Source organism: Streptomyces silvae, from assembly GCF_016745505.1.
Taxonomy (GTDB): Bacteria; Actinomycetota; Actinomycetes; order Streptomycetales; family Streptomycetaceae; genus Streptomyces; species Streptomyces silvae.
Window position 1 is genome coordinate 1 of sequence record NZ_JAERUC010000084.1, and the last position, 25,067, is coordinate 25,067.

Below are 25,067 nucleotides of genomic sequence, written 5' to 3' on the forward strand. Positions count from 1 at the left end.
ACACACCCGGGGCGCGGCGCCGCCCGGATCGGATGAGACCTTCCATGTCTGCGACTTCACGGCACGACCCGGTGTTCGCCGCGGTGGACCTGGGGGCCACCAGCGGCCGGGTGATCACCGGCAGGGTCGGCCCCGGCGAACTGGAGCTGGCCGAGGCGCACCGCTTCGCCAATACGCCGGTGCGGCTCCCCGACGGGCTCCACTGGGACGTACTCGCCCTGTACCAGGGCGTGCTGGACGGTCTGCGGGCGGCTGCCCACCGGGGGCCCGTGACCTCGGTGGGCATCGACACGTGGGCCGTGGACTACGGGCTCCTGGACTCCGACGGGTCGCTGCTCGGGCTCCCGTACCACTACCGCGACGAGCGCAACACGCCTGCGGCCGAGGAGGTACTGGCGCGTATCGGCGCACGGGAGCTGTACGAGGTCGGCGGGCTGCAGCATCTGCCGTTCAACACGGTCTTCCAGCTGGCGGCCCACCGCTCCGCGGCTCAGTGGCCGGCGGCCCGGACGCTCCTGCTGATGCCCGATCTGCTGGTGTACTGGCTGACGGGGTCGGTGGGCGCGGAGGTGACCAACGCGTCGACGACCGCGCTGTTCGACGCGCGTACCGGCACGTGGTCCGACGCGCTGATCGGCCGGCTGGGGCTGGAGCGTTCGCTGTTCCCCGCCCTGCGTGAACCGGGCGAGCGTGCGGGCACCCTGCTTCCGCACGTGGCCGGGTACACCGGTCTGCCGGAGGAGACACCGGTGACCACCGTGGCCTCCCACGACACGGCGTCGGCCGTGGCCGCGGTCCCCGCGACCGGACCGGGCTTCGCTTACGTGTCGTGCGGCACCTGGTCGTTGGCCGGCCTCGAACTGGACGCGCCGGTGCTGACCGAGGAGTCCAGGGCGGCGAACTTCACGAACGAGCGCGGTGTGGACGGCACCGTGCGCTACCTCCGCAACATCATGGGGATGTGGCTGCTGGAGGAGTGCCGTCGTACGTGGGAGCGCTCCGGTACGTCGACGGGTCTCGCGGATCTCCTCGTGGAGGCGGCGCGTGCCCGGCCGTTCGCGGCCGTGATCGACCCGGACGATCCGGTGTTCCTGGCACCGGGCGACATGCCGGCGCGGATCGATGCCGCGCTGGCCCGGACCGCGCAGAAGCCGCCGGACGGGCCCGGCGGGTATGTGCGGTGCGTGCTGGAGAGCCTGGCGCTGGCCCATCGGAGGACGCTGCGGCAGGCAGCGCAGCTGGCAGGCCGTGAGCTGACTCGGATCCACCTGGTCGGCGGAGGGTCGCGCAACGCGCTGCTGTGCCAGTGGACCGCCGACGCGACGGGTCTGCCGGTCACCGCGGGACCGGCCGAGGCCACCGCGCTCGGCAATGTGCTGCTCCAGGCACGGGCGCACGGGCTGGTGGGCGGACTGAGCGACATGCGGGGGCTGGTCGCGCGCACGCAGGAACTGCGCCACTACTCGCCGCGGGGGGACAGGGGTGCCTGGGACCGGGCGGCGGGACGGCTGGAGGCGTGCGCCTGAGCGGCCCCGGCGCCCCCCTCGGGCTTCGCTGCCGGGGTGAGCGGGGGGCCGGACGGGAAGCTCGGTGTACGGGCCACGGGTCGGGTCCACGTCCCGGCCGGGCCAGGAAGGTCAGGCCGGGCCGGGAAGGCCGGGAGGGTCAGGCCGGGGCCAGGCCCAGTTCCTCGTCGCCCAGCGGCTCGAAGTGGCGCGCCACGTCGGCGGCCGTGACGTCGCCGGGCTCGGCGGGGCTCCATCGCGGGGCCCGGTCCTTGTCGATGATCCGGGCGCGTACGCCCTCCACCAGGTCATGTCCGGCGAACGCGTGGCAGGAGACACGGAACTCCTGGTCCAGAGCGGCTTCCAGGCTGCCGAGCCGCTTCGTCCGGCGTACGGCGGCAAGGGTGACCTTGAGCGCGGTGGGCGAGGCGGTGAGGAGTTCGGCGGCGGTCTCCTTGGCGGCGGGGACGCCGCTGTCGACCAGCCGGTCGATGATCTCCTCGACGGTGTCGGCGGCGTAGCAGGCGTCGATCCACTCACGGTGGCCGGCCAGCTCTCCGTCCGGCGCGTCGGTCGCGTACCGGCGCACGGTGGCCGTCACCTCGTCGGGGGTCCCGGCGGCGGCGAGCGCGCTTGTCAGGTCGGCGAGACGGCCGGACGGGACGAAGTGGTCGGCCAGCCCGCACAGCAGCGCGTCGGCCGCCCCGACGGCCCTGCCGGTGAGTGCGAGGTGGGTGCCGAGCTCGCCCGGTGCGGCGGCCAGGAGGTAGGTGCCGCCGACGTCGGGAACGAAGCCGATCCCGGTCTCGGGCATGGCGACGCGTGAGCGCTCGGTGACGACGCGGACGTCGCCGTGGGCCGACACCCCGACCCCGCCGCCCATCACGATGCCGTCCATGAGCGCCACGTACGGCTTGGGGAACCTGGCGATCCGGGCGTTCAGACGGTACTCGTCACGCCAGAAGTCCACGGACGCACGTCGGCCGGCGCGGGCGTCCTCGTAGATCGACCGGATGTCGCCGCCGGCGCAGAGGCCCCGCTCACCCGCCCCGGCGATCACGACGGCCGTGACGGCGTCGTCGTCCGCGGCCACGGTGAGCGCCTCGTCGATGCCGCGCACCATGGTGTGGGTGAGCGCGTTGAGGGCTCGGGGGCGGTTGAGGGTGATGTGCAGGATGTGGCCCTCGGTGTGCAGCAGGACGGGCTCTTCGTCGTTCATGTGTGCGCTCCGGTCAGCCGTGGACGATCTCTGCTGCCATTCTGCGACGGCCGTCGCGGAGCCCTGGCGCCGGGTCTCCTGTGAAACCGCTGTGGCACTCCCGCATCGCGGGCTCGACAATTGAGACCGATGGGCCGCGACGTCCAGCAGCCCCGCCGGACGACCTCCGGAGAAGGCATGACCGACTCTTCACGGCGAGCAGACGGCGACGCAGCGTCGCCGCCCCGGTCCGATCGGCGACACGCCGGTGGGACCGGTATCGAGGAGCGCCTCGCCCTGAACCGCACAGGCAGCTTCGAGTGGGATCTGGACGCCGAGACGCTGGACATCGACGAGGCGGGGCTCATGGTCTTCGGCCTGGATCCCGCGACCTCGGACGCGCGGCCGGGGGTCGTGCTCGAACGGCTGGACGCGACGGACCGCGCGCGTCTCGAAGCCACCGTCGAAGAGGCGATCTCCGGCGGGAGCGACTCGTACAGCGTGCACTTCCAGGTGCCCCTGGAGGACCGGACCTGGCAGTGGACGCACGTCCAGGCGCGGATCCTGCGGTCGGAGGACGGCCGGGCACACCGTGTCATCGGTGTGGTGCGGGACGCGACGGCCGAGGTCACCCATTCGGCCTTCGTGCTGGATGTGGAAAAGCGCCGCCGCCGCCAGACGAGCATCGTCGAACGCACCACCACTGCGATGTCACGTGCGGTGACCGTCGACGACGTCACGGCCGCGCTCACCGGCCCGGGCGGCCTCGTCGGGATCGGTGCGGACGGGCTGGCCCTCGGGCTGGTGGAGAACTCGACCCTCAAGATCATCGCGCTCAGCGGTGACTCGGTGGAGGTGCTCGAAGGCCTGGGCTCCGGGCAGCTCGACGCGACGCTTCCCCTCGGGGACACCATCCTCAGCGGGCGCCCCCGCTTCATCACCTCGCTGGGATCGCTGATCCGGCGCTACCCGGCGCTCGAACCCCACATCGGCCAGCTGAACTTCCAGGCCGTCGCCTACCTTCCGCTGATCGCTCAGGCCCGCTCGCTGGGCGGTCTCGCCCTCTTCTACCGCGAACGCACGGTGTTCAGTGCCGACGAGAGGATCCTGTGCCTGGGCCTGGCGGCCATCGTGGCCCAGTCGCTGCAGCGGGCGATCCTCTTCGACGAGGAACGCGAATTCGCCACCGGCCTCCAGTCGGCCATGCTTCCGCGGCGGATCCAGGAGATCGAGGGCGGTGAGATCGCGGTCCGCTACCACGCGGCGTGGAGCGGGCGTGAGGTCGGCGGCGACTGGTACGACGTGATCACGCTCCCCAGGGGCCGTATCGGCGTCGTGGTGGGCGATGTGCAGGGACACGACACGCATGCCGCGGCGATCATGGGCCAGCTGCGTATCGCCCTGCGTGCGTACGCCGCCGAGGGGCACCCTCCGGCGACCGTACTGGCGCGGGCTTCCCGCTTCCTGGCCGAGCTGGACACCGACCGGTTCGCGACGTCGACGTACGCACAGGTGGATCTCGCCACGGGTGCGGTTCGCGTGGTGCGCGCGGGCCACTTCGGGCCGCTGATCAGGCATACGGACGGGCGGGTCGGCGTCCCGCAGGTGCGCGGGGGGCTGCCGTTGGGCCTCTCCTCGGACTTCTGGGACGAGGAGTATCCGGAGACCCGTCTCGATCTGGTGCCCGGCGAGACCCTCGTCCTGTACACGGACGGGCTGGTCGAGGAGCCGGGTGCCGATGTCGACTCGGGGGTCGCTGCGCTGATCCACGAGGTGAGCGAAGGGCCCGACGGTGCGGAGGCGCTGGCCGACCATCTGTCGGACCGGTTGTGGGAGCGGTGGGGTTCGGGCGACGACGTGGCCCTGCTGGTTCTGCGGCGCAGTCCGGACCTCGGGTCGCCGCGTGCTCCCCGGCTGCACCAGTACATCCATCAGGCGGATCCGCAGGGGCTGTCGGAGGCCCGGTCGATCGTGCGTCAGGCGCTGACGGACTGGGACCTCGCGGGCCTGGCCGACGACGCGGAGCTGGTCACCGGTGAGCTGCTGGTCAATGTGCTGCTGCATACGGAGGGCGGGGCGGTACTCACACTGGAGGTGCTGCCGGAGCCCGTCCGGCGCATCAGGCTGTCCGTCCAGGACCGCTCCAGTGTCTGGCCACGGCGCCGCACTCCGGGCGAGACCTCGACCTCGGGGCGTGGCCTGCTGCTCCTGGACGCGGTCGCCGAGCGCTGGGGCATCGAGCCGCGGGGCGAGGGCAAGGCGGTCTGGTGCGAGATCGGCCCCGTCCCCTGATCCCGCGGCCGCACCGGTGGCCGGGACAGCGGCTGCGGCTGCCGTTGCGGTTGGAGCTGGGCGCCGCGGGGCCTCGGAACGCGGCGGGGGCGCACCGCGACGGAGTTGTCACGGTGCGCCCCCACCCGGCGCGGCGGTGTTCTTCCATCACCGCGCCGGGATGCCCGGGTGACGTCAGTGCTGCGCCGTACGGCGCTTACGGACGGACCACAGGATGCCGCCGCCGGCGAGGAGAACCGCGACAGCGGCTCCACCGATGACGGGCGTGGCGGACGACGAACCGGTCTCGGCGAGGTCCGGAGCACTGCTGCTCGGCTCCGCCGGGGCAGGCGCGGCTTCCGTGGCGGTCTCGCTCGGGGTCGCGCTCGGCTCGGGGGTCTCCGAGGCCGGCGGCTCCGTGCTCGGGGCCTCCGAAGGCGTCGCCTCGGTCGGGGTGGGCGACGGGGTGTCGTCCTCACACACCGGAGCGGTCTTCGTGTCGTCGAAGGAGTACTTGTCGCTGTCCCCGGCCTTGACGACGAGGCGGACGGTCAGCTCCTTGTCGTGCTCGGGGAGCTGGAGCGGCGTCTTGGTGCTGTACTCACGGCCGAACTTGGTCGTGGCAAGCAGATCGTCGCCGCCCACGACGGAAACGGTCACCTCGTTGGTGGCGTTGCCCGAGTAGGCCGTCAGGTTGAGCGTCACTTCGGAGCAGGTCACGGCCCAGGTGGGGGTGTGAGCTGCGGCCGGGCTTGCGGAGAGGACTCCGCCGGCCAGGCCGACTACCGCGGCGGCCGCGAATGCTCCCGCGCCGCGCCACGATCTCCTGGGTATGGTCATGGATTCTTCCTCCATATGAGTTCACCGCTGGGATGGCGGTGGGGCGCACAGTACTGCCCCCCGTATCAGGGGGCGCACCCGCCCCATGTCTCAGCGGCACCCCAACCGTGCCCACATCACCGCCAGTTGGGACATGACGGACACGCCAGGATGGCCGGAAGCCGTTGGCCTCACGGCCGCTCCGGCTGACTGTGAGGGTGGTTTCAGAGGGACTTGTGCATGATGTGCAGCCCCACATAGCCCTGTGTGGGGTGGTTGAACCCCTCGGGCAGGGTGCCGATGACATCGAATCCGAGGGAGCGGTACAGCTTCACGGCGTGGCTGTTCGTCTCCACCACGGCGTTGAACTGCATGGCGCGATATCCCGCCGTACGCGCCCAGTCCACGGTGTAGGCGCACAGGGCCCTGCCCACGCCCCGGCCGGAGTGCTCCGGTGCGACCATGTAGCTGGCGCTGGCGATGTGCGAGCCGTTGCCCATGTGGTTCCTGTTCATCTTGGCCGTACCGAGGACGATCCCGGCCTCGTCGACCGCGACCACCGTGCGTCCCGGCTCCGGGATGAGCCACCAGCCCTGGGCATCGTCCTCGCCGAGGTCCAAGGGGAAGGTGAAGGTCTCCCCCGCGGCGACGATGGTATGGAAGAACGGCCAGATGGCGGGCCAGTCCTTGTCGGTGGCTTCTCTGATCAGCATGGGCGTCAAGATGCCCCGCCGTACATCTGTGCGCAACCCCTTAACGATCTCCGCGCCCCGGCCTGCGCAGGCCGATCCTCGCGAGCAACCCTGGTCCGGCACCGGGCCTTCCCGCAGGCCGGCGGGGTGAGGGGCCCGCCTGCGGGGATACCGGCACCAGGAGTCCGGCCGCCGGCCGGTCCGCGGCCATACGGCCCCGGGCGAGGCGGCTCCGGGCGGGACCGCTCCTGACAGGGTGGAACCCGGGGTCGTGTCCGGGTCGCGGTGCGGGGCGGAGTTCGCGTGCCCGCTCCAGCTCCAGCGTCAGATTGACCCGGCGCCAGAGGATCTCGTCCGGGTCGTCCGCCAGCATCAGCCTCTCCATGGCCTCCCTGCCGGACACGGACCCCGGGCGGCCGAACACGGAATCCGGCTGTACCCGGGCCAGATAGGCCCGCTCGTACGGATCCTCGACGACCTCCGCGAGCTGAACCGGGTCCAGAGCGGACGCCTGCAGGGCCGCGCGTGTCCACGGGTCCTCCGCCCGGCTGAGCAGCCGGGCGATCCTGCGGGAACGCCAGTTGCGCGCGCGCCGGTCGATGCCCGCGTCCAGCATGGTCCGCATCCCCGCCGGGCTCTTGCCCGTGATCAGGCCGGGCTCTCTCGCGGCGAAGGCGAGGAGATCGTCCACCAGGTAGAGCCAGACCACCGCGCGGTAGCGGTTCAGGTAGAACGCGACCGGTGTGACGCACCCGATGCGGGCAAGCCCGGTGAAGCGCACGGGCCTTACCCCGAGGAGCGTGGCCGCTTCCGCCGTGCCCGCCGTACGCACCTGGTCCCGGAGCGATCCGGGAAATCCCGGCAGCCCGCGCAGCCGGTCGATCTCCTGCTGACGGATCCGCGGCCTTCCCCCGACCGCCGCCGGTTCCACAGCGATCAGCCCGAGGTGGACGGCGAGGTCGAACTCGCCTCGCTTCAACGTCAGTTCCTGAGCTGCCCGTCCCGCCGGCACGCACATGGACGCGGCCCCTGCGGTGTGCGTGCGGGTGGCTTCCGTAACGGTCATGACCGTCCTCCCCCGTGAGGTCGAATACTCTGTGTGACCACGGTAGCCCGGGGAGCAATCACGCGGGGAGCCTGTGGATAACTCCTGGATCCCCGCAGGAACCGCAGGTCAGAGATGGTCGATACGCTCGGCCTCCTGGCGGGCCGTCACGCCGAGGTGCTCGCCCACCCGGTTGACCAGGAGGGTCATCTCGTAGGCGACCTGGCCGACATCGGCCTCGGCGGCGGTCAGTACGCACAGGCAGCTGCCGTCCCCCGCGGCCGTCACGAAGAGCAGCGCCTCGTCGAACTCCACCATGGTCTGACGTGCCTTTCCCGCGCCGAAGTGACGCCCCGAGCCCCGGGCCAGGCTCTGCAGCCCGGACGAGACCGCCGCCAGGTGCTCGGCGTCCTCCCGGGCCAGACTCGTACTGGCCCCGGTCACCAGCCCGTCGTTCGACAGCACCAGCGCGTGCTGGATGTGCTCCACCCGGCCGGTGAGATCGTCAAGGAGCCAGTCAAGTCCCCGGTCCAGCGCCATGTGCTCGTCCTCCCCGTTCATCAGTTCCCCACGTCCGCGCAAGCCTTGCGTACGGCTTCCCTGCGGGCAAGCGCCTCCCCACCCCGGGGGCGCTGCTTCGCGCCACCGCCCGCCCGCCGTGGACACAGGGGCGTGCGGAGCGCGGGCGCGGGACACGGATGACCGTGCCGGGGTGCTCGTCTCACGCGGACCCGGCAGCCTGGCCGACCGAATCGAGGAGCCGTGCGGTGTGCATACGGCCGGCGTACTCGACCATGCGGATCAGGACTTCCTTCCCGGAGGCACGGTCACGCGCGTCGCACAGGACGACGGGTGTTCCCCGGTCCAGGTCCAGCGCACGCGAGACGTCGTCCTCGGCGTAGGTCCGCGCGCCCGGGAAGCAGTTGACGGCGACGACGAAGGGGATGCGGCGGTGCTCGAAGTAGTCGACGGCGGGGAAGCAGTCCTCGAGCCGCCGGGTGTCGGCCAGGACGACGGCCCCGAGCGCACCCTGGGACAGTTCGTCCCACAGGAACCAGAACCGGTCCTGCCCCGGCGTGCCGAAGAGATAGAGCGACAGTCCCGACCGGATCGTGATCCGCCCGAAGTCCATGGCGACCGTCGTGGTGGTCTTCTGATCGACCCCGCCGGTGTCGTCGACGGCCTCCCCGGCCTCGCTGAGGAGTTCCTCGGTCCGCAGCGGGCGGATCTCGCTCACGGCGCCGACGAGCGTCGTCTTGCCGACGCCGAATCCGCCGGCGACCAATATCTTCAGGGCGAGGGCCGTGGATTCCCCGGCCTCCTCCTCACCTGTGCTGTCCACGTACTCGGAGGACATCGATCACTTCTCCCGCCAGTGCCATCAGTAGGGGCGACAGCATGGCAATCAGGGGCAGTCGCCGACGAAGGTGAACGGAATTCGACTTATGTATCCGGATTCTTTCGTTCAGGACCCGGACGGGTCCGCTTTCCGCCCTGAGCTGGCGGTGTCCACGACAGTTGGCAGAGGCTTCAGAGAGCCCGGAGGCCGTCGATCACCTCCCGCAGGATGTGCTCGTCGGGGAGTTGCGCGGGCGGGACGGGCCTGCTGACCCGGATACAGCCCGCGTCGAGCAGGTCTCCGAGGAGCACCCGCACCACCCCTACGGGGAGGTCGGCGTCCGCGGCGAGTTCCGCGACCGACTGGACCTCGTCCTGGCAGAGCGCGAGCAGGGCCCTGTGCTCGGGCCCCAGCAGCACCTCCCCCTGGTGTCCGGCATCATCGCCGTCGGCCACAACGAGGGCGATCAGGTCGAGGCGGGCCCCGCCCGGCCCCGCTTCGGTCCGGCCGCCGGTGACGGCGTAGGGGCGGACCAGCGGGCCCGCCTCGGCGTCGTACCACTGACTGCCCGGCGGGTCTCCGCCCTCGCCCGTCCGCACGTGCCGGTCCTCAGCCCGTCGCCGGCCGCCCGGCGAGCCTCACCGGGGTGGCCAGGTGCTCGCCCACCCGCTTCACCAGCCGCGCCATCTCGTACGCCACGAGGCCCATGTCCGCCATCGCCGTACTCAGGACGGTGAGGCAGGAGCCGTCCCCGGCCGCGGCCACGAACAGGAAGCCGTCGTCCATCTCGACCATCGTCTGACGGACGCTCCCGGCGCCGAAGTGGCGTCCCGTGCCCTTCGCCAGGCTGTTGAAGCCCGAGGCCACGGCCGCGAGGTGCTCCGCGTCCTCGCGGCTCAGCGCGTGGGAGGCGCCGACGGCCAGCCCGTCGTTGCTCAGGACGACGGCGTGCCGGATCTCCGCGACCCGCGCGACCAGGTCGTCCAGCAGCCAGTCGAGTTCGCCGGAAGGGCGGGAGGCCCGTCCGGGCCTCGCGTTCACGATCATGTCTGGTCTCCTTCGGTGAGCCGGTGGGACGGGGCTGCGGGGGCGGACCGGCCCGCGGGGTTCTTCCCCGGTGCGGCCCCACCTCCACGGATCCATCCGTCGCGGTAGGCGGTCATGCGGTCACGAGCCTGTTCGGGGGTGCGGTCGGCCGGCGCGGACCCGCCGGCGCGGGCCTCGCCCTCCTCCGGCCGTCGCTGTTCACGCAGTTGGGGTACGAGGCTGGCCTGCCGGACGCGGCGAGGCAGTTCACCGTCCTCGTCGGCGGGGCGCGGGCGCCGGTGCGGGGTGGTCGCCGGGGCCGGTCCAGGCCGCGGCTCGGCCCGCGCGGTCGACGTCGCACCCGGGTCGAGGGCGGGTACGGCGACCGGGGCGGGAAAGGCGGTGGGGCGCGGGTGTGCCGGGATCGGGGTGTTGCCGGCCCCCGGCCCCTCGTCGTCCCTGGCCACCGTCGTCGTCCGGTGCGCGGCGGCCTCCGGGCCGTTTGGTGGGCCCTTTGTAGGTCCGCTCCGCAGCAGCGCGGTCGGCAGCAGCACCACCGCGGTCGTGCCCCCGTAGGCGGAGGTGCGCAGCTGGACCCTGATCCGGTGGCGGGCGGAGAGCCTGCTGACCACGAACAGGCCGAGCCGGTCGCTGTCGAAGAGGTCGAGGGTCTCGGACTGTTCGATGCGGCGGTTGGCCTCGTCCAGCAGTTCCTTGCCCATGCCGAGCCCGCGGTCCTCGATCTCCAGGGCGTAACCGTTGCCCACGGGCTCCCCGCTGATCCGCACCTTGGTGTGCGGTGGCGAGAACTGGGCCGCGTTCTCCACGAGTTCGGCCAGCAGATGGGTGAGGTCGGCGACCGCCGCGCCCTTCACGGCCGCGTCGGGCAGCGTCCGGGCCTCCACGCGCGCGTAGTCCTCGATCTCCGAGACCGCCGCGCGTACGACGTCGGTCAGCGGTACGGGCATCCTCCAGGCGCGCCCGGGGGCGGCACCGGAGAGGATGATCAGGCTCTCGGCGTGCCGTCTCATGCGGGTGGTGAGGTGGTCGAGGCGGAACAGGTCACCGAGTTCGCCCGGGTCCTCGGCGCGGCGCTCCATGCCGTCGAGCAGAGCCAGCTGGCGATGGACGAGGACCTGGCTGCGGCGGGCCAGGTTGACGAAGACCCCGGAGATGCCGCCCGCGAGTTCGGCGCGTTCGACGGCGGCGTCGAGGGCCGCGCGGTGCACGGTGTCCAGGGCCTCCCCCACCTGGCCGATCTCGTCGTGGGAGGCCGGGCCGCGGGGCGCCTCGGCCCGTACGTCGATCTCCTCACCCGCGCGCAGGCGCCTCATGGCCTGGGGCAGTTTGTGCCGGGCGATCTCCAGCGCGCCGTCCCGGAGGCCGACGAGCTCGACGACGAGGCCGCGACCGATGCGTACGGAGATGACCAACGAGGCTGCTACGGCCAGGAATCCGAGCAGGACCGCGGCCCCCGCGGGACTGTACAGCGCACGGGCGAAGGGGCCCGCGAGGCCCGAGGCGCGTCCGTCCTGCGCCGTCTCGATGGCGCGCAGCTCCGTACGTACGGCTCTCGCGTCCCGCTCCCAGGCCGTGGCAGGCACCGCCTCCGCCGCGCGGCGGCCGGGCGGCGCGGCCAGGACGGTGTCCTCGGCCGCCATGAGGCGCCGGTAGGCGGTGCGGTCGGTGAGGTCGCGCCAGGCCGTCCGCGCGCTGGCCGGCAGATCGGCTCCCGCCGCCTCGGCCAGCGCCCGGCGGGTCGCCACGGCGCCGGTGAACAGGCGGAGTCGCTCCCCGTCGAGTGTGCCGGTCAGGGCGGCGGATGCCAGCAGGGCGTCCTCCCGGGCGAGCATCTCACCGCTCCGTGCCAGTTCGAGCATGACGCTGGCCTCGGAGCCGGCTTCGGCGCCCTGGATGCGGGTCAGGGCCCCCGCGACACCGAGGCCCGCGGTGATCGTTGCGGTGTACCGCGCGTACACGGTCCGCGTCTCCGTGGCAGTGGCCCGGGCCGAGCCGTCCGCCGGATCCAGGAGCCCGGTGCGCAGGGTGCGCAGTCGCTGGGTCCGGTCGAGGAAGTCACCGAGCCGGGCGGCGGCTCCTGCGGGGAGGATGCCGGCGTCGGCGACGGTGTGTCCGCCGCCGAGGTCCAGGGCCTTCAGTGCCGTGTCCGTCCTGGCGGCCTGCCGCCGCAGTGCCGCGGCGTGTTCGGCTCCGGGAGCGGCCAGCCGGCGCAGTGCCGCCGTGCGTTCGTCCTGCAGCGCGCCGACGGCCGCGGTGACCGGGGTCCGTACGGTGCTGTCCACGCGCTGGACCTCACGCAGGCGTGCCACGTCCTGCGCCGTGGTGACGGTGGCGAGTCCCCAGAGGCCCAGCAAGGAGACGACGGGCACCATCAGCAGGGAGATGATCTTTGCCCGTACGGTCCGGGGGCGCAGCGAACCGCGTCCGGACCCGGAGGGCGAAGGCGGTTCCGCCCCGTGCTCGGAGCGTTCGTCCGCAGGCGGTCCGGCGTGTGCGCGTCGTCCGCGCGGCGGTGTCGCGGGCAGGCCGGGGCGTGCGCCTGGGGCCGGGGTCGTCGTGCGGGGTGGGCGCATGGCCTCCTCGTTCCGGGTGGGAGCTGTGTGCCCCGTTTTCTGTGTACGGCGCGCGGGCGGTCAGCCGACGGGAGCCCTCGCGGCCCGTTGGGCGGAGGCGCCGCCGGAGGCCGTGGCCGGCGCCCCGGCCGTACGGTCCCGGGCGGGCGGCGAGAGCGCGACGAACGCCGAGGTGAGGAAGAGGTACGACCCGAGGCCGACGGCGAGGGGGAAGATGAACTGCATCACCGTGGCCCCGGGGAGTTCGGCCCCCGAGGGTGCGACCCGGACGCCGATCGCCAGCATGCCGGTGTAGTGCATGCTGCTCACCGCCGCGCCCATGACGAGCGAGGCGACGGCCACCGCTCCGGGTGAGGTGATGTGGAGCGCCGCCCACAGTGCGGCGGTGGCCGCGACTACGGCGATGACGACGGACGCCGTCACCAGCACAGGGTCGTAGGTGACGGTGCCGTGGAGACGCAGGGCGGCCATGCCCAGGTAGTGCATGCTCGCGACACCGAGGCCGGTGGTGAGGCCGCCGGCGAAGAGGGCCCGCGGGCGGTCGCGGCCGTAGCCGACGGCGAAGACGCCCGCTCCGACCACCAGCATGGCGATCAGCAGGCTGAGGAGGGTGAGCGGCACGTCGTAGCGGATGTCGGTGCCGGTGACACCGAACCCGAGCATGGCGACGAAGTGCATCGTCCAGATGCCGGTGCCGAGGGCGGATGCGGCGGTGAGCAGCCAGTTCCGCCGTGAGCGGCCGCTGGTGCCGAGGGCGCGCACGGTGCAGCGGAGTCCGAGTGCGGCGCCGACCGAGGCCATCGCGTACGACAGCACGGGTGTCAGCCAGCCGAAGGTGGCGTGGTCCAGGTGTCCCATGGATCCGGGACGCTAGCCCGCTCCGGGGCGCGCACCGGGGGCGCGCTTCGAAAGGTGCTGGGATATGACAGAGAGATGTTCCCTGACGATCGGGCAACGTTCGAACGCGTGCACCGCTTCGTCCGTTTCGTTCGGGTGCGGACTGCGCGATCATGTCCGCATGGCCGACGACCACACACACGTCCAGGACTTCTTCGCCCCGCGCGCGGCGGACTGGGACAGCCGTTTCCCCGATGACGGCCCCGCCTTCGCCGTCGCGGTCGGTGAGCTCGGGCTGAGTCCCGGCGACGCCGTGCTCGACGCGGGCTGCGGCACAGGACGGGCGCTGCCTGCCCTGCGTGGCGCGGTGGGGCCCGGCGGCACGGTCGTCGGGGCCGACGTGACGCACGCGATGCTCGCCGCGGCCCTGCGAGCGGGAAGGGAGTCGAGCGGCACCCTTGTGCTGGCCGATGCCGCACGGCTCCCGCTGCGCACGGGAGTCCTCGACGCCGTCTTCGCCGCCGGGCTGATCTCCCACCTCCCGCATCCCGGGCAGGGGCTCGGGGAGTTGGCGCGGGTCGTGCGCCCGGGAGGCCGGCTCGCTCTGTTCCACCCCATCGGGCGCGCGGCGCTGGCCGCACGGCACGGCCGGACGCTCTCGGACGACGATCTCCGGGCCGAGCCCCGTCTCACGCCGCTGCTGGCCGGGGCGGGCTGGCGGCTGGAGTCCTACGCCGACGAGGACAGCCGATTCCTGGCGCTGGCCGTACGGACCGGCTGACCGGGCGGCACCGGTACGGCCCCGTGGACCGCTCCGGGCGCGCCCATTGAGCGCCCGGAGTGGTCCACGCGCCCGCCCGGTTCATTCCGCGGGTGCGTCCGAGGGCCGGCCGTGCGGCACAGGACAGCCGCGCACGCCCGGGGTCGGGAACGTGCCGAGCCGGGCCAGCTCGTAGCCGTCCGGGTAGCCCTTGATCTCGGGGTTCTGGCGGGCGTAGTGCGGGGTGGAGCGCGGCGGCAGGAGCCGTACCGCGCGGGCCCTCAGGCGCAGGGCGCCGCGGGTCAGCCCACGGGCGATGGGGCCGGGCCGCTCGTACCGGAAGGCCCGCAGCAGCGAGTCGTCGAGCAGGGCCAGGCTCGCCCTGCGGACCAGGGGCGCGAGCGGGCGCGGGTACCAGGAGCCCATGAGGGCGAGGGTGGCGTCCGAGACCGCCCGCGCGCCCTCGTCCCAGCCGAAGTGCTCCTCCTCGTAGGCGTCCAGGGCGCGCTCGAAGTCCTCGTACGTCTGCGGCACGTCCTGGATGCCCATGCGGGCGCCGAGCGTGCGGTAGTACGCGGCGAACGCGCGCAGCTCGTGCCCGGACAGCCGGCGCCAGCCGTACGAGTCGAGCCAGCGTTTGGGGGTGACGACGAACGTGCACAGCACATAGCGCATGTCGTCGTTGCTGATGTCGTAGCTGCGGTGCATCCGGTTGATCCGCCGGACGGCCGTGCGGCCCTCCTCGCTGTCGAAACCGTGCTCGACGACGGCGTCCAGAAGAAGTGCGGTGTCGTCGTACCTCTTCTGTGAACGTTCCGTCAGTTCCCCTGTCTCCGCGAGCAGTCGCCCGATGCTGGGGACGGCGTAGGTGCGGTACAGGGCGAGTTCGAGAGCGCGGGTGATGTCCCAGGGGAATTCGTACGACACGGTGAGCCGGTAGATCTCCAGGAAGTCCCGCTCCGGGTCCAGCCGCTGGATCTGCTTCAGCCGTTCGAACCGCTCCACCATGCTGTCCCCCTTGTCGGCCGGTGTCACAACCCTACGGGTCATGGGCGGTCCGGGACCACGGTACGAGGGGCTCCGTGGCGTGCCCCGGCGGCCGGTGGCCGTCTCCGGATACGTGGCCGTTCTCGCTTGTCAGGGCCTCGACGACAGGGTTACCGAGTAGTTAAGGTGCGCCGACGGAACAAGCGACCAGGGATGAGGGTGGGTGCTGTGGCTGCGACGGACGACACGGTCGCCGACGACGACGCGCTGTTTGTACTGACCGCGGTGCTGCTGACCCCCGCGCAGTTCCCCAGCGTGCTGGGCGACGACTACGTGGCCGCGTGCGCCGCGCTCGGCCTGGAGCCGTACGCCGAGGGGTACGGTCTCGTGCTCGGCCAGGACAGCGACGGCGCGCGGTGGACGGTGGTCGTCGAGGACGTCTCGCTGGTGGCCGTCGCCATCGCCTCGTGGGACTGCGGGATGGAGTACGACCTCTCCCCCGACGACCGCTCGGTCGTCTGCGCGCTCCCGGGATGGCCGCTCGCCCTGGCGGTCGCCGCGCCGGGCGTCCCCGCGCCGCACGATCCGGTGCCCGGTCCTGACGACGAGGGTCCGGCGCCGCTGACACCGCCGGACACCGAGGTCTGGGGAGCACCGCAGCGGCGCCTCGGAGCGGACGAGATCGCCCTTCAGTGGGCGGCGTGGCGCGATCAGATCGACGACGAGACCGCGTTCGGCCGGTCCGGGGAGCCCGGTACCGGCGGCGAGCCTCAGGCCGAGGCGGAGGAGGGCGCAGCCGAGCCCGCGGGCTCAGGGCAGCATCCCGGCGTACGCAAGGCACTCGAAGCGGCGCGGGCGTACGCCGGCTCGCCGCCGCCGCCCGGCCGGATCCGCTCCGCGTTCGCCCCCGGTGGGGCCCGTACGCTGCGGGTCGACGGGCCCGGGTGGTCCCTGGTGGCCAGGACCGACGACATCGCGTTCATCCTGCTGGACGAGGAACCGGGCGAAATCATTCCGGTCGGCCGCGGGCCCGAGCTGCCGGGCCTGCTGAAGTCGCTCGACGAACTGGCCGTCCGGCCGTCCTGACCGCGCGGCGCCGCGGCCGTCGGGCCCCCTCGGGTCCGTCGGCGCGGCCCGTGTGTACTACACGCGCTCCAGCGGGCGGTGCGGCTCCACGGGCAGCTCCACCTCGACCGCGTCCCCGGGCCGCACCACACCGCCCGTGGTGACGATTGCCATGATTCCGGCCTTGCGGACGACGGTGCCGTCGTCCGCGCGGCCGACGACCTGTTTGAGCAGCCCGTCCTGGAAGTGGTCGATCTGCAGGCACGGGTTCCGCAGACCCGTCACCTCGACGACGGCTTCGTCGCCGAGGTGCAGCAGCGTGCCCACGGGCAGGGCGAGCAGGTCGATCCCGCCGGTGGTGACGTTCTCCCCGAGGTCGCCGGGGCCCACCTCGAACCCCGCTTCCCGGAGCTCGGCGAAGAGCTCCTGGTGGATGAGGTGGACCTGCCGCAGGTTGGGCTGCGTCGGGTCCTGGGCGACCCGGGAGCGGTGTTTCACGGTGACCCCGGCATGGACGTCACCCTCCACACCGAGTCCGGCCAAGAGCGTGACGCTGTCCCTGTTCGGCTTGGTGAAGGAGTACACGCCGTTGCTGCTCACCGCGGTGACCGAGCTGTTCAGCGCCCTATCTCCTTACGGCTGATCCTGCGCAGCCTGCGCCTCTGCGACGGGTCCAGCATCAGGTACCCCACCGTGGGTACGCCGATGAGGACCAGCAGCGACCACCAGAATCCGATGAACGGAATCAGGACGACTGCTGCGACCACTCCCCCGATGGCGATCTTTGCACCGTTCGACATGATCCATGCCTCCTCCGCGGCCGGAGCCGCTCCTGCTGGGACAACGCCTGTGCGCCCCCATCCGTTCCTGCTGGGGCGCACAAGCCCTGCGACGGTCTACCGGAGCGGCTCGCCGACCTCGTGCATGTGCTCCAGCGCCTGCCGGTACGACTCGATGATTCCCGTCTCCGCGTACGGCATCCCGATCGATGCGCAGTGCGCCTTCACCAGCGGCTGCGCCAGCCTCAGGTGGGGACGGGGCATGCTCGGGAAGAGGTGGTGCTCGATCTGGTAGTTCAGGCCGCCGAGGAACCAGTCGGTGAGGACGGCGCCCCGCACGTTGCGCGAGGTGAGGACCTGGCGTTGCAGGTGGCCCCAGCGGTCACCGTCGGGGTCGGGCATCTCCATGCCCTTGTGGTTCGGGGCGAAGGCCATGCCCAGGTGGAGGCCGAACAGCGCATGGTGCACGAGGGCGAACACGAGGGCCTTGCCGGGGGACATGACGCTCAGGAGCAGCGTGGCGTACAGCGCGAGGTGGCCGGCCAGCAGGAGTCCGGACAGGGCCCGTTCACGGGCGGGCTGCCGTCGCAGGAACTGGAAGCCGTAGATCTTGAGCGCGATGCCTTCGAGGAGCAGCATCGGGAAGAAGAGCCGCGCCTGGTTGCGGGTGAGCCAGCGGGCGAAGCCCTCGCGCTGGGCGGCCTGCTTCTGGGTCCAGACCAGGGCGCCGACCCCGACGTCGGGGTCCTTGTCCACGTGGTTCGGGTTGGCGTGATGGCGTACGTGCTTGTCGTTCCACCAGGCCTCGTTCATCCCGAGGAGCAGATTGGCGTGCACGAGGCCGATGACCCGGCTCGCCTTGCGGTCGCCGGATATCTGGGCGTGTCCCGCGTCGTGCCCGAAGAAGGCCGTACGTGTCCACAGGACGGCCAGCGGCAGGGCGAGGAAGAGGTTCCACCAGGTGTCACCGAGGATCACCATGCCGGTGATCACGGCTCCGAGTGCGACGAGGTTGGCGGCGATGCCCGCCGCGTACCAGCCGGTGCGCCGTTCCAGGAGCCCCTGCCCCTTGACTGTCTTCAGCAGGGGCGCGAAATCGCTTCCGGGGAGCGGCGCGACCGCCGGCCCCTCCGATCCGTCGAGGGGGTGTTGCGCAACGGTGGCTGCTGGGGGCATGACGTCTCCGGTTTCTGGGCATCTGCGCTGACCTCGTCAAACGTACGGAGAGCGGGCCTGCGGCAGCCATGGCGCCATCACCCCGGCCGTGCGGGGGGAATCCCCCGTGTCCGGTGGTGGTGCGGGCTGTACCCCAGGCTTCAGAAGGCAGAAATGAGTGAGGTGGATCACTGGGCATTTCTCCCGGAACGGGCCGTGGGTGGAGTACCCTCGGCGAACCCCGGGCTCACTAGTCAAATTTGAGGAATCTGACATCGCTGTGCACAGGCTCCCTGCGGCAACACCCAACGAGATCTCTGAACTGTCCCGCTGCTCCGCAGTCTTCCTCCCCGCGGATCCGGCCCGTACCGGCCTGATCGCGTTCTGGAATGCGGACGGTAGCACCCCTCCCGGCGATCAAGGGAGTCCGGAGGAGCTGACGGTCGTCGGGAGCGACGTCCGCCCCTACGTGGTACCGGCGTTGATGGTGCCCGTGCGGGACGCGCTGCCGGTCCTGACACGGGCACGGGCGGACGCTCATGCCTCCCCTTCCGCGGCCTTCTGGGGCGCTGCCGGGGTTCTCACGCTCCAACTCGTCGCGCGCGGACTGCTGCTGCCCGGGCTGAGCCCCGCGGACCACGACGCCTGGCGGGCCGGACCGCTGACCGCGGACGATCTCGACCGGATCCGGGTGCTGGCGGCCTCCATGCCGCCCGAGGCCCATGCCGTGCCGCTCGACGTGCCGGACGGCCCGGTGATGCTGGCCGAGCCCGAGTCGCTGCTGCGGTCGTTCCTCGACTCGGTGGTGGACGGAATGCCACGCACGCCCGCGGCCGAACTCGTCACCGGCACACCGGCGTTCGCCGCATCGGGCCCTCGGCGCCTGCCCGGACTGCGGTCCTGGGCCGCCGATGTGGCGGCCGGTCACGACGCGGGCGTACGGCTCTCCCTGCGGGTCGAGGTCTCGGGGCTCGGTGACGCGGACGGCGCGGCGGGCGAGGAGGGTTCGGGCCGCCCGCCGTCGTTCCGTGCGGTCCTGCAGATCCACAGCGTCCAGGACCCCGCTGTCGTCGCCGACGCGGCGGATGTGTGGGCCGACCGTTCCCCCGCCGCGTCACTGTTCGGTCCGCGCGCACGCATGGACGCCCTGCTCGCTCTGCGGCGTGCCGCGCGGGCCTGGCCGCCGCTCGCTCCCCTGCTGTCGGCCGCGGTCCCGGACGCGGTCGAGCCGGCCGACGAGGAGATCGCCGAGCTGCTGGGCCCTGCGGCCAGGGCGCTCGCGGCGACGGGTGTCCAGGTGCACTGGCCCAGAGGGCTTACGGGGAAGCTCACCGCACGCGCGGTGATCGGCCCGCAGGACGACGGCGCCGGCACGGCCGGGCGCCCCGGGGCGGACACGCCGTCGTTCCTGTCGGCCGACGCGCTGCTGGCGTTCGACTGGCGGTTCGCGCTGGGCGGCACGACGCTGAGCCGGGCGGAGCTCGACCAGCTCGCGGAGGCGGGAAGGCCCCTGGTCAGGCTGCGCGACCAGTGGGTGCTCGTCGACCCGGAGGACGCCCGACGGGCCCGTCGGACCCAGGACCACAAGGTCACCCCGATCGACGCGCTGGGTGCCGTGCTGACCGGGACCACGGACGTCGACGGGCACCGGGTCGAGGTGGCGGCCACCGGCTGGCTGGAGCAGCTGCGGGAGAGGATCGCCGACCCGGAGTCGGGGGACCGCCGTACGGTCGGACAGCCGGCCGCACTCGACGCGAGTCTGCGCGACTACCAGCTGCGTGGCCTGAACTGGCTGCACACCATGACCTCGCTCGGTCTCGGCTGCTGTCTGGCCGACGACATGGGACTGGGCAAGACGATCACGCTGATCGCGCTGCATCTGCACCGCCAGGGCATCGAGTCCGCCGCGGGTCCGACGCTCGTGGTGTGTCCCACCTCCCTGATGGGCAACTGGCAGCGGGAGATCGAGAAGTTCGCCCCGGGCACACCGGTACGTCGCTTCCACGGCGTGTCGCGTTCGCTGGAGGGCCTTGCGGACGGCGAGTTCGTCCTGACCACCTTCGGCACCATGCGTCTCGACGCGGCCCGGCTGGCGCAGGTGTCATGGGGCATGGTCGTCGCCGACGAGGCACAGCACGTCAAGAATCCGCACTCGGCCACGGCGAGGCAGCTGCGCACCATCGGCGGGCGGGCCCGCGTCGCCCTCACCGGCACCCCGGTGGAGAACAACCTCTCCGAGCTGTGGGCCATCCTCGACTGGACGACTCCCGGACTGCTCGGCCGGCTCGGTACGTTCCGCAGCCGCTACGCGAGCGCGGTGGAGGGTGGCAACGACCCCGCCGCCGCGGAGCGGCTCGCCTCTCTGGTCCGCCCGTTCCTCCTGCGGCGCCGCAAGTCCGACCCGGGCATCGCCCCGGAGCTCCCGCCGAAGACGGAGACCGACCGCGCCGTCTCGCTCACCGCGGAGCAGGCCGGCCTGTACGAGGCGGTGGTGCGCGAGACTCTCGACGAGATCTCCGGCGCGGACGGTTTCGCACGGCGCGGCCTGGTCATGAAGCTGCTGACGTCGCTCAAGCAGATCTGCAACCACCCCGCGCAGTACCTCAAGGAGGAACAGCCCCGGATCGGTGACCGGTCGGGGAAGGTGGAGCTGCTGGACGAGTTGCTGGACACGATCCTCGCCGAAGGGGCGAGCGTCCTGGTGTTCACGCAGTACGTGCGGATGGCCCGGCTCCTTGAGCAGCATCTGGCGGCCCGCGGGGTCCCCACCCAGTTCCTGCACGGCGGCACGCCGGTCGCCGGGCGGGAGGAGATGGTGAACCGCTTCCAGGCGGGCGAGGCCCCTGTGTTCCTGCTGTCGCTCAAGGCCGCGGGTACGGGGCTCAATCTCACCCGGGCCGGTCATGTCGTGCACTTCGACCGCTGGTGGAATCCGGCCGTGGAGGCACAGGCGACCGACCGTGCCTACCGGATCGGGCAGACCCAGCCTGTGCAGGTGCACCGGCTGATCGCCGAGGGCACCGTCGAGGACCGGATCGCCGCCATGCTGGCCCGGAAGCAGGGGCTCGCGGACGCGGTCCTCGGCAGCGGCGAGGCAGCACTGTCGGAACTGAGCGATGCGGAACTGGCCGAACTGGTCGAGCTGCGAGGGGGCGCACGATGACGAGCAGGAGTGAGGGTCCGGAGCGCACGTTCGCCGCGCTTCCGCCCGCGCACGGCCGGGGATTCGCCTCGTCCTGGTGGGGGCTGGCCTGGCTGAAGGCCCTGGAGGACACCGCGCTCGACGGGCAGCAGCTCAAGGAGGGCCGGAAGCTGGCCCGGGAGGGCAGGGTCGGAGCGGTGTCGGTCAGGCCCGGCCGGCTCACCGCGGTCGTCCAGGACCGCGACGCGTCGGCGTACCGCAGTGACGTGCTGCTCCAGGAGCTGACCGACGAGGAATGGGACCGCTTCCTGGACATGGCGTCCGAACGGTCCGGGCACATCGCCGCCCTGCTCGACCGCGAGATGCCGCCGCACCTGGTGGAGGACGCGGCCGCCGCGGGCCTGGATCTGCTTCCGGGGATCGGAGATCTGGAGCCGGAGTGCAGCTGCGAGGCCTGGGACCACTGCCCGCATACGGGCGCCCTGTGCTATCAGGTGGCACGGCTCCTCGACCAGGACCCCTTCGTGCTGCTGCTGTTGCGGGGGCGCGGTGAGCGGTGGCTGCTCGACGAACTGCAGGTGCGCAGCGCCGCCCGTGCGGGCCGCCGGGAGGATGACGAGGCGTCGGCTGAGGACGCTGCCGGGGGGCCGTCCTCGCGCGGGGTGCGGGCCGACGAGGCGTACGCGGCGCGGGACATCCTGCCGCCGCTGCCTCCTGCCCCGCCCCTGCCACCGGAGCCGGGCCTGCCGCCGTCGCTGGACACGGAGACGGATCCGGCCGAGGGGGTCGACCCTTCGGCACTGGAGTTCCTGGCCGCTGACAGCGCCGTACGGGCGTTCGCGCTGCTGGCGGAGGCACTCGCGGCGGGCCACGGACAGCAGCCTCTGGCAGCCGGGCTGACGCCGGGGCAGGACGCCGTGCGGATGGCGGCGGACGGCCGGCCCGACAGCCCGCTCGCTGCACGCCTCGGCGCGGCAGCCGGCCGCGGCCCTGCCGGTCTCGACGTCGCGGTGCGGGCCTGGCGGTACGGCGGGACGACGGCACTGGCGGTGTACGACGAGGAGTGGCTGCCGGGGCCGGATGACCTCGCCCGCGCGCGGGCGCAGCTCGCCTCCGCCTGGGAGGAGGGCGAGGGTCCGCGGCTGCGTGTCACGGACAACCGCTGGACCGTGGCGGGTTCGGACGCACAGTTGCGGTACGGGCCCGACGGGCGGTGGTGGCCGTACGCCAAGGAGCGGGGCCGTTGGGTGCCCGCCGGGCCGGCGGAGGACGATCCGGCGGCCGCGCTGGCCGGGGCATTGTCCGGATCCTGAGGGCAACTGTCCGGCTGTGTACGGTCCTTGCCCGGCGAGGAACCGTACAGTGGGGCGGCGCGTGTTGTGCCGTAGACCGGACGACGTCCCACGCACAGGAGTGCTGATGCAGCGCAGACGGATACTTCAGGGCGCCGCGGTCGCGGCCGCCGCGGCGCTCCTTCCGGCCTCGGCCCGCGCCGTGGCCGCCCCGGCGGCGGAAACGGACTATCCGGAAGCACAGTGGTTTCCGGCGTCCACGTCCAACTACACGGCTGCGGACCGCCCTTCGGAGTATCCGGTGGAACGGGTCGTCATCCACGTCGCCCAGCAGACGTTCAGCGAGACGATCGGCATCTTCCAGAACCCGGCCAAGCAGGTGTCCGCCCACTATGTGGTGCGGTCGGGGGACGGGTTGGTGGCGCAGTGCGTGCGGGAGCGGAACATCGGCTGGCACGCGGGGAACTGGGACTACAACACGCGCAGCATCGGTATCGAGCACGAGGGCTGGGTCGATCAGCCGTCGTACTTCACCCACGCGATGTACGAGCGGTCGGCGCGGCTGACGGCGGACATCTGCGACCGCTACGGCCTGACCAAGGACCGCGCCCACATCATCGGCCACCACGAGGTGCCGGGCAGCGACCACACCGACCCCGGGGTCAACTGGGACTGGGTGCGCTACATCCGTCTCGTCAACCTGGTCTGAGACCTGCCGGGCGGTGGGGTCCGGGACCCCACCGCCGCCGAGGGCTGCGCGCCCTTCGTGGGCGTAGATCTTGATCGCCACGGGCCGCCCGCCGGGCGCCTATCCCAGTGGAGGGGAACCTTCGCCTCCGCCTCGTTTCCGTGTCGAGGCCCCGGTGTCGTGCGTCTCGTCCGCGCGCCCCCTCTCCGCACCGCTTCCGCCGTCGTCCGAGTCGTCCTCGTCGGTCACCGGCGGCGCCATGGGGACTCCGCCGCGCAGCCGTTCCAGGTCGGAGGCACGCACCTGGATGACCACCAGCGCGATCAGCGCCGCGATGCAGGAGACGATGGCGGCCACGATGAACGCACTCGACACACCGGAGGCCAGCACCTGGTCGCCCCAGGGCGGGGGAAGCTCACCCGTCCTGCGGAACTGCAGCTGCTGGGCGGGGGTCGCCTCGGCCAGGAAACGGGGTATCTGGTCCGTCGCCTCGTTACGGCTGGCCGTACCGAACACCGTGACCAGGATGGACAGACCGAGCGAACCGCCGACCTGCTGAGTGGCGTTGAGGACTCCGGACGCGGCCCCGGCTTCTCTCGGTACCACCCCGGAGACCGCCATCAGGGTCAGCGAGACGAACTGCATGCCCATGCCGAAGCCGAAGACCAGGATGGGCCCGAGAATGCTGCCCAGGTAGGTGCTGTGGACGTCGGTCCGGGTGAGCCAGGCAAGGCCCGCCGCCGCCAGGATCGCGCCGGTCACCATGAAGGGTTTGGGTCCCCACCTGGGCAGCAGCCGCGAGGCGAGCCCCGCACTGATCGCGATGATGGCGCTCACCGGCAGGAAGGCGAGTCCGGCGCGCAGGGGGCTGAAGTCGAGGATGTTCTGCACGAAGAGCGTCAGGAAGAAGAACATCCCGAACATGGCCGCGGCCAGGCACAGCATCATCCCGTAGGCGCCGGCGCGGTTACGGTCGCGGAACATGCGCAGCGGTGTGATGGGCTGCTTCGACCGGCGTTCGACGGTCAGGAAGATGATCAGGAAAACCACGGCGCCGCCGAAGGACGCGAGGGTCAGCCGGTCGCTCCAGCCGTCCTCGGAGGCCCGGATGAAGCCGTAGACGAGCAGCACCATGCCCAGCGTGGACGTCAGCGCGCCGAGGAGGTCGAAGTGGCCGGGGTGCCGCTCGGACTCCTTGATGTGGCGCGGGGTCGCGAGGGCGATCAGCAGGCCGATGGGAATGTTGACGAAGAGCACCCATCGCCAGTCGAGCCACTCCACGAGAATGCCGCCGGCGAGCAGACCGATCGCGCTCCCGCCCGCGGACACCGCGGCGAACACCCCGAACGCCCGGTTGCGCTCCGGTCCTTCGCTGAACGTCGTCGTGATGAGGGAGAGGGCGGTCGGTGAGGCGATCGCCCCGCCGACGCCCTGCAGGGCGCGTGCCGCCAGCAGTTGCCAGGATTCCTGGGAGAGGCCGCCGAGCAGCGAGGCCACCACGAAGAGCAGTACGCCGAAGATGAAGACCCTGCGCCGCCCGAGGATGTCGCCCAGCCGCCCGCCCAGCAGGAGCAGTCCGCCGAACGTCAGCGTGTAGGCGTTGATCACCCACGACAGGCTCTCGGTCGAGAAGCCGAGGGACCTCTGGATGTGCGGGAGGGCGATGTTGACGATGGTGACGTCGAGCACCACCATCAGCTGGCACGAGGCGATGACGAGCAGGGCTATTCCCTTGCCGTGGCCCCGCTCCGGGGATGCGGCAATGGGCGCAGACTTCGCTCGAAATCCGGTCATAGCGTGGGGTGCCGTACGAGTCAGCAATGAACAGAAACGTTCACTCATCGACGTTAGGACGGACCGGACCGGACCGCCA

At 72.0% G+C, this 25,067-nt stretch carries 22 protein-coding genes; 7 read left to right on the top strand and 15 right to left on the bottom strand.

Annotation, left to right across the window (positions count from 1 at the left end; all coding sequences use genetic code 11):
* Nucleotides 1–44: 44 nt before the first annotated feature.
* Nucleotides 45–1,526, top strand: a complete 1,482-nt coding sequence (locus tag JKV81_RS11975) for a rhamnulokinase (RefSeq protein WP_202075787.1) — start codon at nt 45–47, stop codon at nt 1,524–1,526.
* A gap of 139 nt (nt 1,527–1,665) precedes the next feature.
* Here JKV81_RS11975 and JKV81_RS11980 read toward each other — a convergent pair whose 3' ends face one another.
* On the bottom strand, nt 1,666–2,724 hold the full coding sequence (locus JKV81_RS11980) for an enoyl-CoA hydratase/isomerase family protein (protein WP_202075790.1): 1,059 nt from the start codon (nt 2,722–2,724) through the stop codon (nt 1,666–1,668).
* A 177-nt stretch (nt 2,725–2,901) separates the two neighbouring features.
* Between JKV81_RS11980 and JKV81_RS11985 the strand changes: the two genes are divergently transcribed.
* Nucleotides 2,902–4,995 carry a SpoIIE family protein phosphatase gene (locus JKV81_RS11985; protein WP_202075791.1) on the top strand — a complete coding sequence of 698 codons (2,094 nt, stop codon included), beginning with the start codon at nt 2,902–2,904 and terminating at the stop codon, nt 4,993–4,995.
* 174 nt (nt 4,996–5,169) lie between these two features.
* Here JKV81_RS11985 and JKV81_RS11990 read toward each other — a convergent pair whose 3' ends face one another.
* The 9 genes from JKV81_RS11990 to JKV81_RS12030 all read right to left on the bottom strand — a co-directional run bounded on the left by JKV81_RS11990 (nt 5,170) and on the right by JKV81_RS12030 (nt 13,347).
* Nucleotides 5,170–5,814 (bottom strand): LAETG motif-containing sortase-dependent surface protein, encoded by a 645-nt coding sequence (locus JKV81_RS11990; protein ID WP_129260129.1) that lies wholly within the window; start codon nt 5,812–5,814, stop codon nt 5,170–5,172.
* Nucleotides 5,815–6,017: 203 nt separating this feature from the next.
* Nucleotides 6,018–6,506 (bottom strand): GNAT family N-acetyltransferase, encoded by a 489-nt coding sequence (locus JKV81_RS11995; RefSeq protein WP_202075792.1) that lies wholly within the window; start codon nt 6,504–6,506, stop codon nt 6,018–6,020.
* Between the two features lie 40 nt (nt 6,507–6,546).
* Nucleotides 6,547–7,551: a DUF6397 family protein gene (locus tag JKV81_RS12000; RefSeq protein WP_236056384.1), complete on the bottom strand. Its 1,005-nt coding sequence runs from the start codon at nt 7,549–7,551 to the stop codon at nt 6,547–6,549.
* A gap of 108 nt (nt 7,552–7,659) precedes the next feature.
* Entirely contained in the window at nt 7,660–8,070 is a 411-nt protein-coding gene (locus JKV81_RS12005; protein ID WP_129260246.1) for a roadblock/LC7 domain-containing protein, read from the bottom strand.
* 181 nt (nt 8,071–8,251) lie between these two features.
* Nucleotides 8,252–8,887 carry a GTP-binding protein gene (locus JKV81_RS12010; protein WP_202075793.1) on the bottom strand — a complete coding sequence of 212 codons (636 nt, stop codon included), beginning with the start codon at nt 8,885–8,887 and terminating at the stop codon, nt 8,252–8,254.
* Between the two features lie 173 nt (nt 8,888–9,060).
* Nucleotides 9,061–9,468 (bottom strand): DUF742 domain-containing protein, encoded by a 408-nt coding sequence (locus tag JKV81_RS12015; RefSeq protein WP_129260126.1) that lies wholly within the window; start codon nt 9,466–9,468, stop codon nt 9,061–9,063.
* A 10-nt stretch (nt 9,469–9,478) separates the two neighbouring features.
* The gene (locus JKV81_RS12020; protein WP_129260125.1) at nt 9,479–9,916 is read right to left on the bottom strand and encodes a roadblock/LC7 domain-containing protein; all 438 of its coding nucleotides are present in this window, start codon (nt 9,914–9,916) and stop codon (nt 9,479–9,481) included.
* On the bottom strand, nt 9,913–12,489 hold the full coding sequence (locus JKV81_RS12025; RefSeq protein WP_202075796.1) for a sensor histidine kinase: 2,577 nt from the start codon (nt 12,487–12,489) through the stop codon (nt 9,913–9,915). Before JKV81_RS12025 ends, JKV81_RS12020 begins: the two co-directional genes overlap by 4 nt.
* 60 nt (nt 12,490–12,549) lie before the next feature.
* On the bottom strand, nt 12,550–13,347 hold the full coding sequence (locus JKV81_RS12030) for an MHYT domain-containing protein (protein WP_202075798.1): 798 nt from the start codon (nt 13,345–13,347) through the stop codon (nt 12,550–12,552).
* A gap of 160 nt (nt 13,348–13,507) precedes the next feature.
* Here JKV81_RS12030 and JKV81_RS12035 point away from each other — a divergent pair, with 160 nt between their 5' ends.
* On the top strand, nt 13,508–14,107 hold the full coding sequence (locus tag JKV81_RS12035; RefSeq protein ID WP_129260122.1) for a methyltransferase domain-containing protein: 600 nt from the start codon (nt 13,508–13,510) through the stop codon (nt 14,105–14,107).
* Between the two features lie 81 nt (nt 14,108–14,188).
* Here JKV81_RS12035 and JKV81_RS12040 read toward each other — a convergent pair whose 3' ends face one another.
* Complete coding sequence (locus JKV81_RS12040; protein ID WP_202075842.1) at nt 14,189–15,094, bottom strand: oxygenase MpaB family protein; 906 nt, start codon at nt 15,092–15,094, stop codon at nt 14,189–14,191.
* Nucleotides 15,095–15,301: 207 nt separating this feature from the next.
* Between JKV81_RS12040 and JKV81_RS12045 the strand changes: the two genes are divergently transcribed.
* Complete coding sequence (locus tag JKV81_RS12045; protein WP_129260120.1) at nt 15,302–16,159, top strand: hypothetical protein; 858 nt, start codon at nt 15,302–15,304, stop codon at nt 16,157–16,159.
* Nucleotides 16,160–16,216: 57 nt separating this feature from the next.
* On the opposite strand, the gene JKV81_RS12050 is transcribed toward JKV81_RS12045, so the two are convergent.
* The 3 genes from JKV81_RS12050 to JKV81_RS12060 form a co-directional block, all read right to left on the bottom strand.
* Complete coding sequence (locus JKV81_RS12050; protein ID WP_202075844.1) at nt 16,217–16,759, bottom strand: MOSC domain-containing protein; 543 nt, start codon at nt 16,757–16,759, stop codon at nt 16,217–16,219.
* On the bottom strand, nt 16,756–16,938 hold the full coding sequence (locus JKV81_RS12055) for a tail-anchor membrane protein (RefSeq protein ID WP_028442276.1): 183 nt from the start codon (nt 16,936–16,938) through the stop codon (nt 16,756–16,758). Before JKV81_RS12055 ends, JKV81_RS12050 begins: the two co-directional genes overlap by 4 nt.
* A 96-nt stretch (nt 16,939–17,034) precedes the next feature.
* On the bottom strand, nt 17,035–18,093 hold the full coding sequence (locus JKV81_RS12060; protein WP_124279367.1) for a fatty acid desaturase family protein: 1,059 nt from the start codon (nt 18,091–18,093) through the stop codon (nt 17,035–17,037).
* A gap of 259 nt (nt 18,094–18,352) precedes the next feature.
* Between JKV81_RS12060 and JKV81_RS12065 the strand changes: the two genes are divergently transcribed.
* The 3 genes from JKV81_RS12065 (at nt 18,353) to JKV81_RS12075 (ending at nt 23,215) form a co-directional block, all read left to right on the top strand.
* The gene (locus JKV81_RS12065) at nt 18,353–21,235 is read left to right on the top strand and encodes an SCO1167/SCO6262 family helicase (protein ID WP_202075802.1); all 2,883 of its coding nucleotides are present in this window, start codon (nt 18,353–18,355) and stop codon (nt 21,233–21,235) included.
* Entirely contained in the window at nt 21,232–22,527 is a 1,296-nt protein-coding gene (locus tag JKV81_RS12070) for an SWIM zinc finger family protein (RefSeq protein WP_202075805.1), read from the top strand. Before JKV81_RS12065 ends, JKV81_RS12070 begins: the two co-directional genes overlap by 4 nt.
* Before the next feature lie 106 nt (nt 22,528–22,633).
* Nucleotides 22,634–23,215: an N-acetylmuramoyl-L-alanine amidase gene (locus JKV81_RS12075; RefSeq protein WP_202075807.1), complete on the top strand. Its 582-nt coding sequence runs from the start codon at nt 22,634–22,636 to the stop codon at nt 23,213–23,215.
* Between the two features lie 99 nt (nt 23,216–23,314).
* Here the strand turns inward: JKV81_RS12075 and JKV81_RS12080 are convergent, their stop codons facing one another.
* On the bottom strand, nt 23,315–24,988 hold the full coding sequence (locus JKV81_RS12080) for an MFS transporter (protein ID WP_202075809.1): 1,674 nt from the start codon (nt 24,986–24,988) through the stop codon (nt 23,315–23,317).
* Nucleotides 24,989–25,067: the final 79 nt, after the last annotated feature.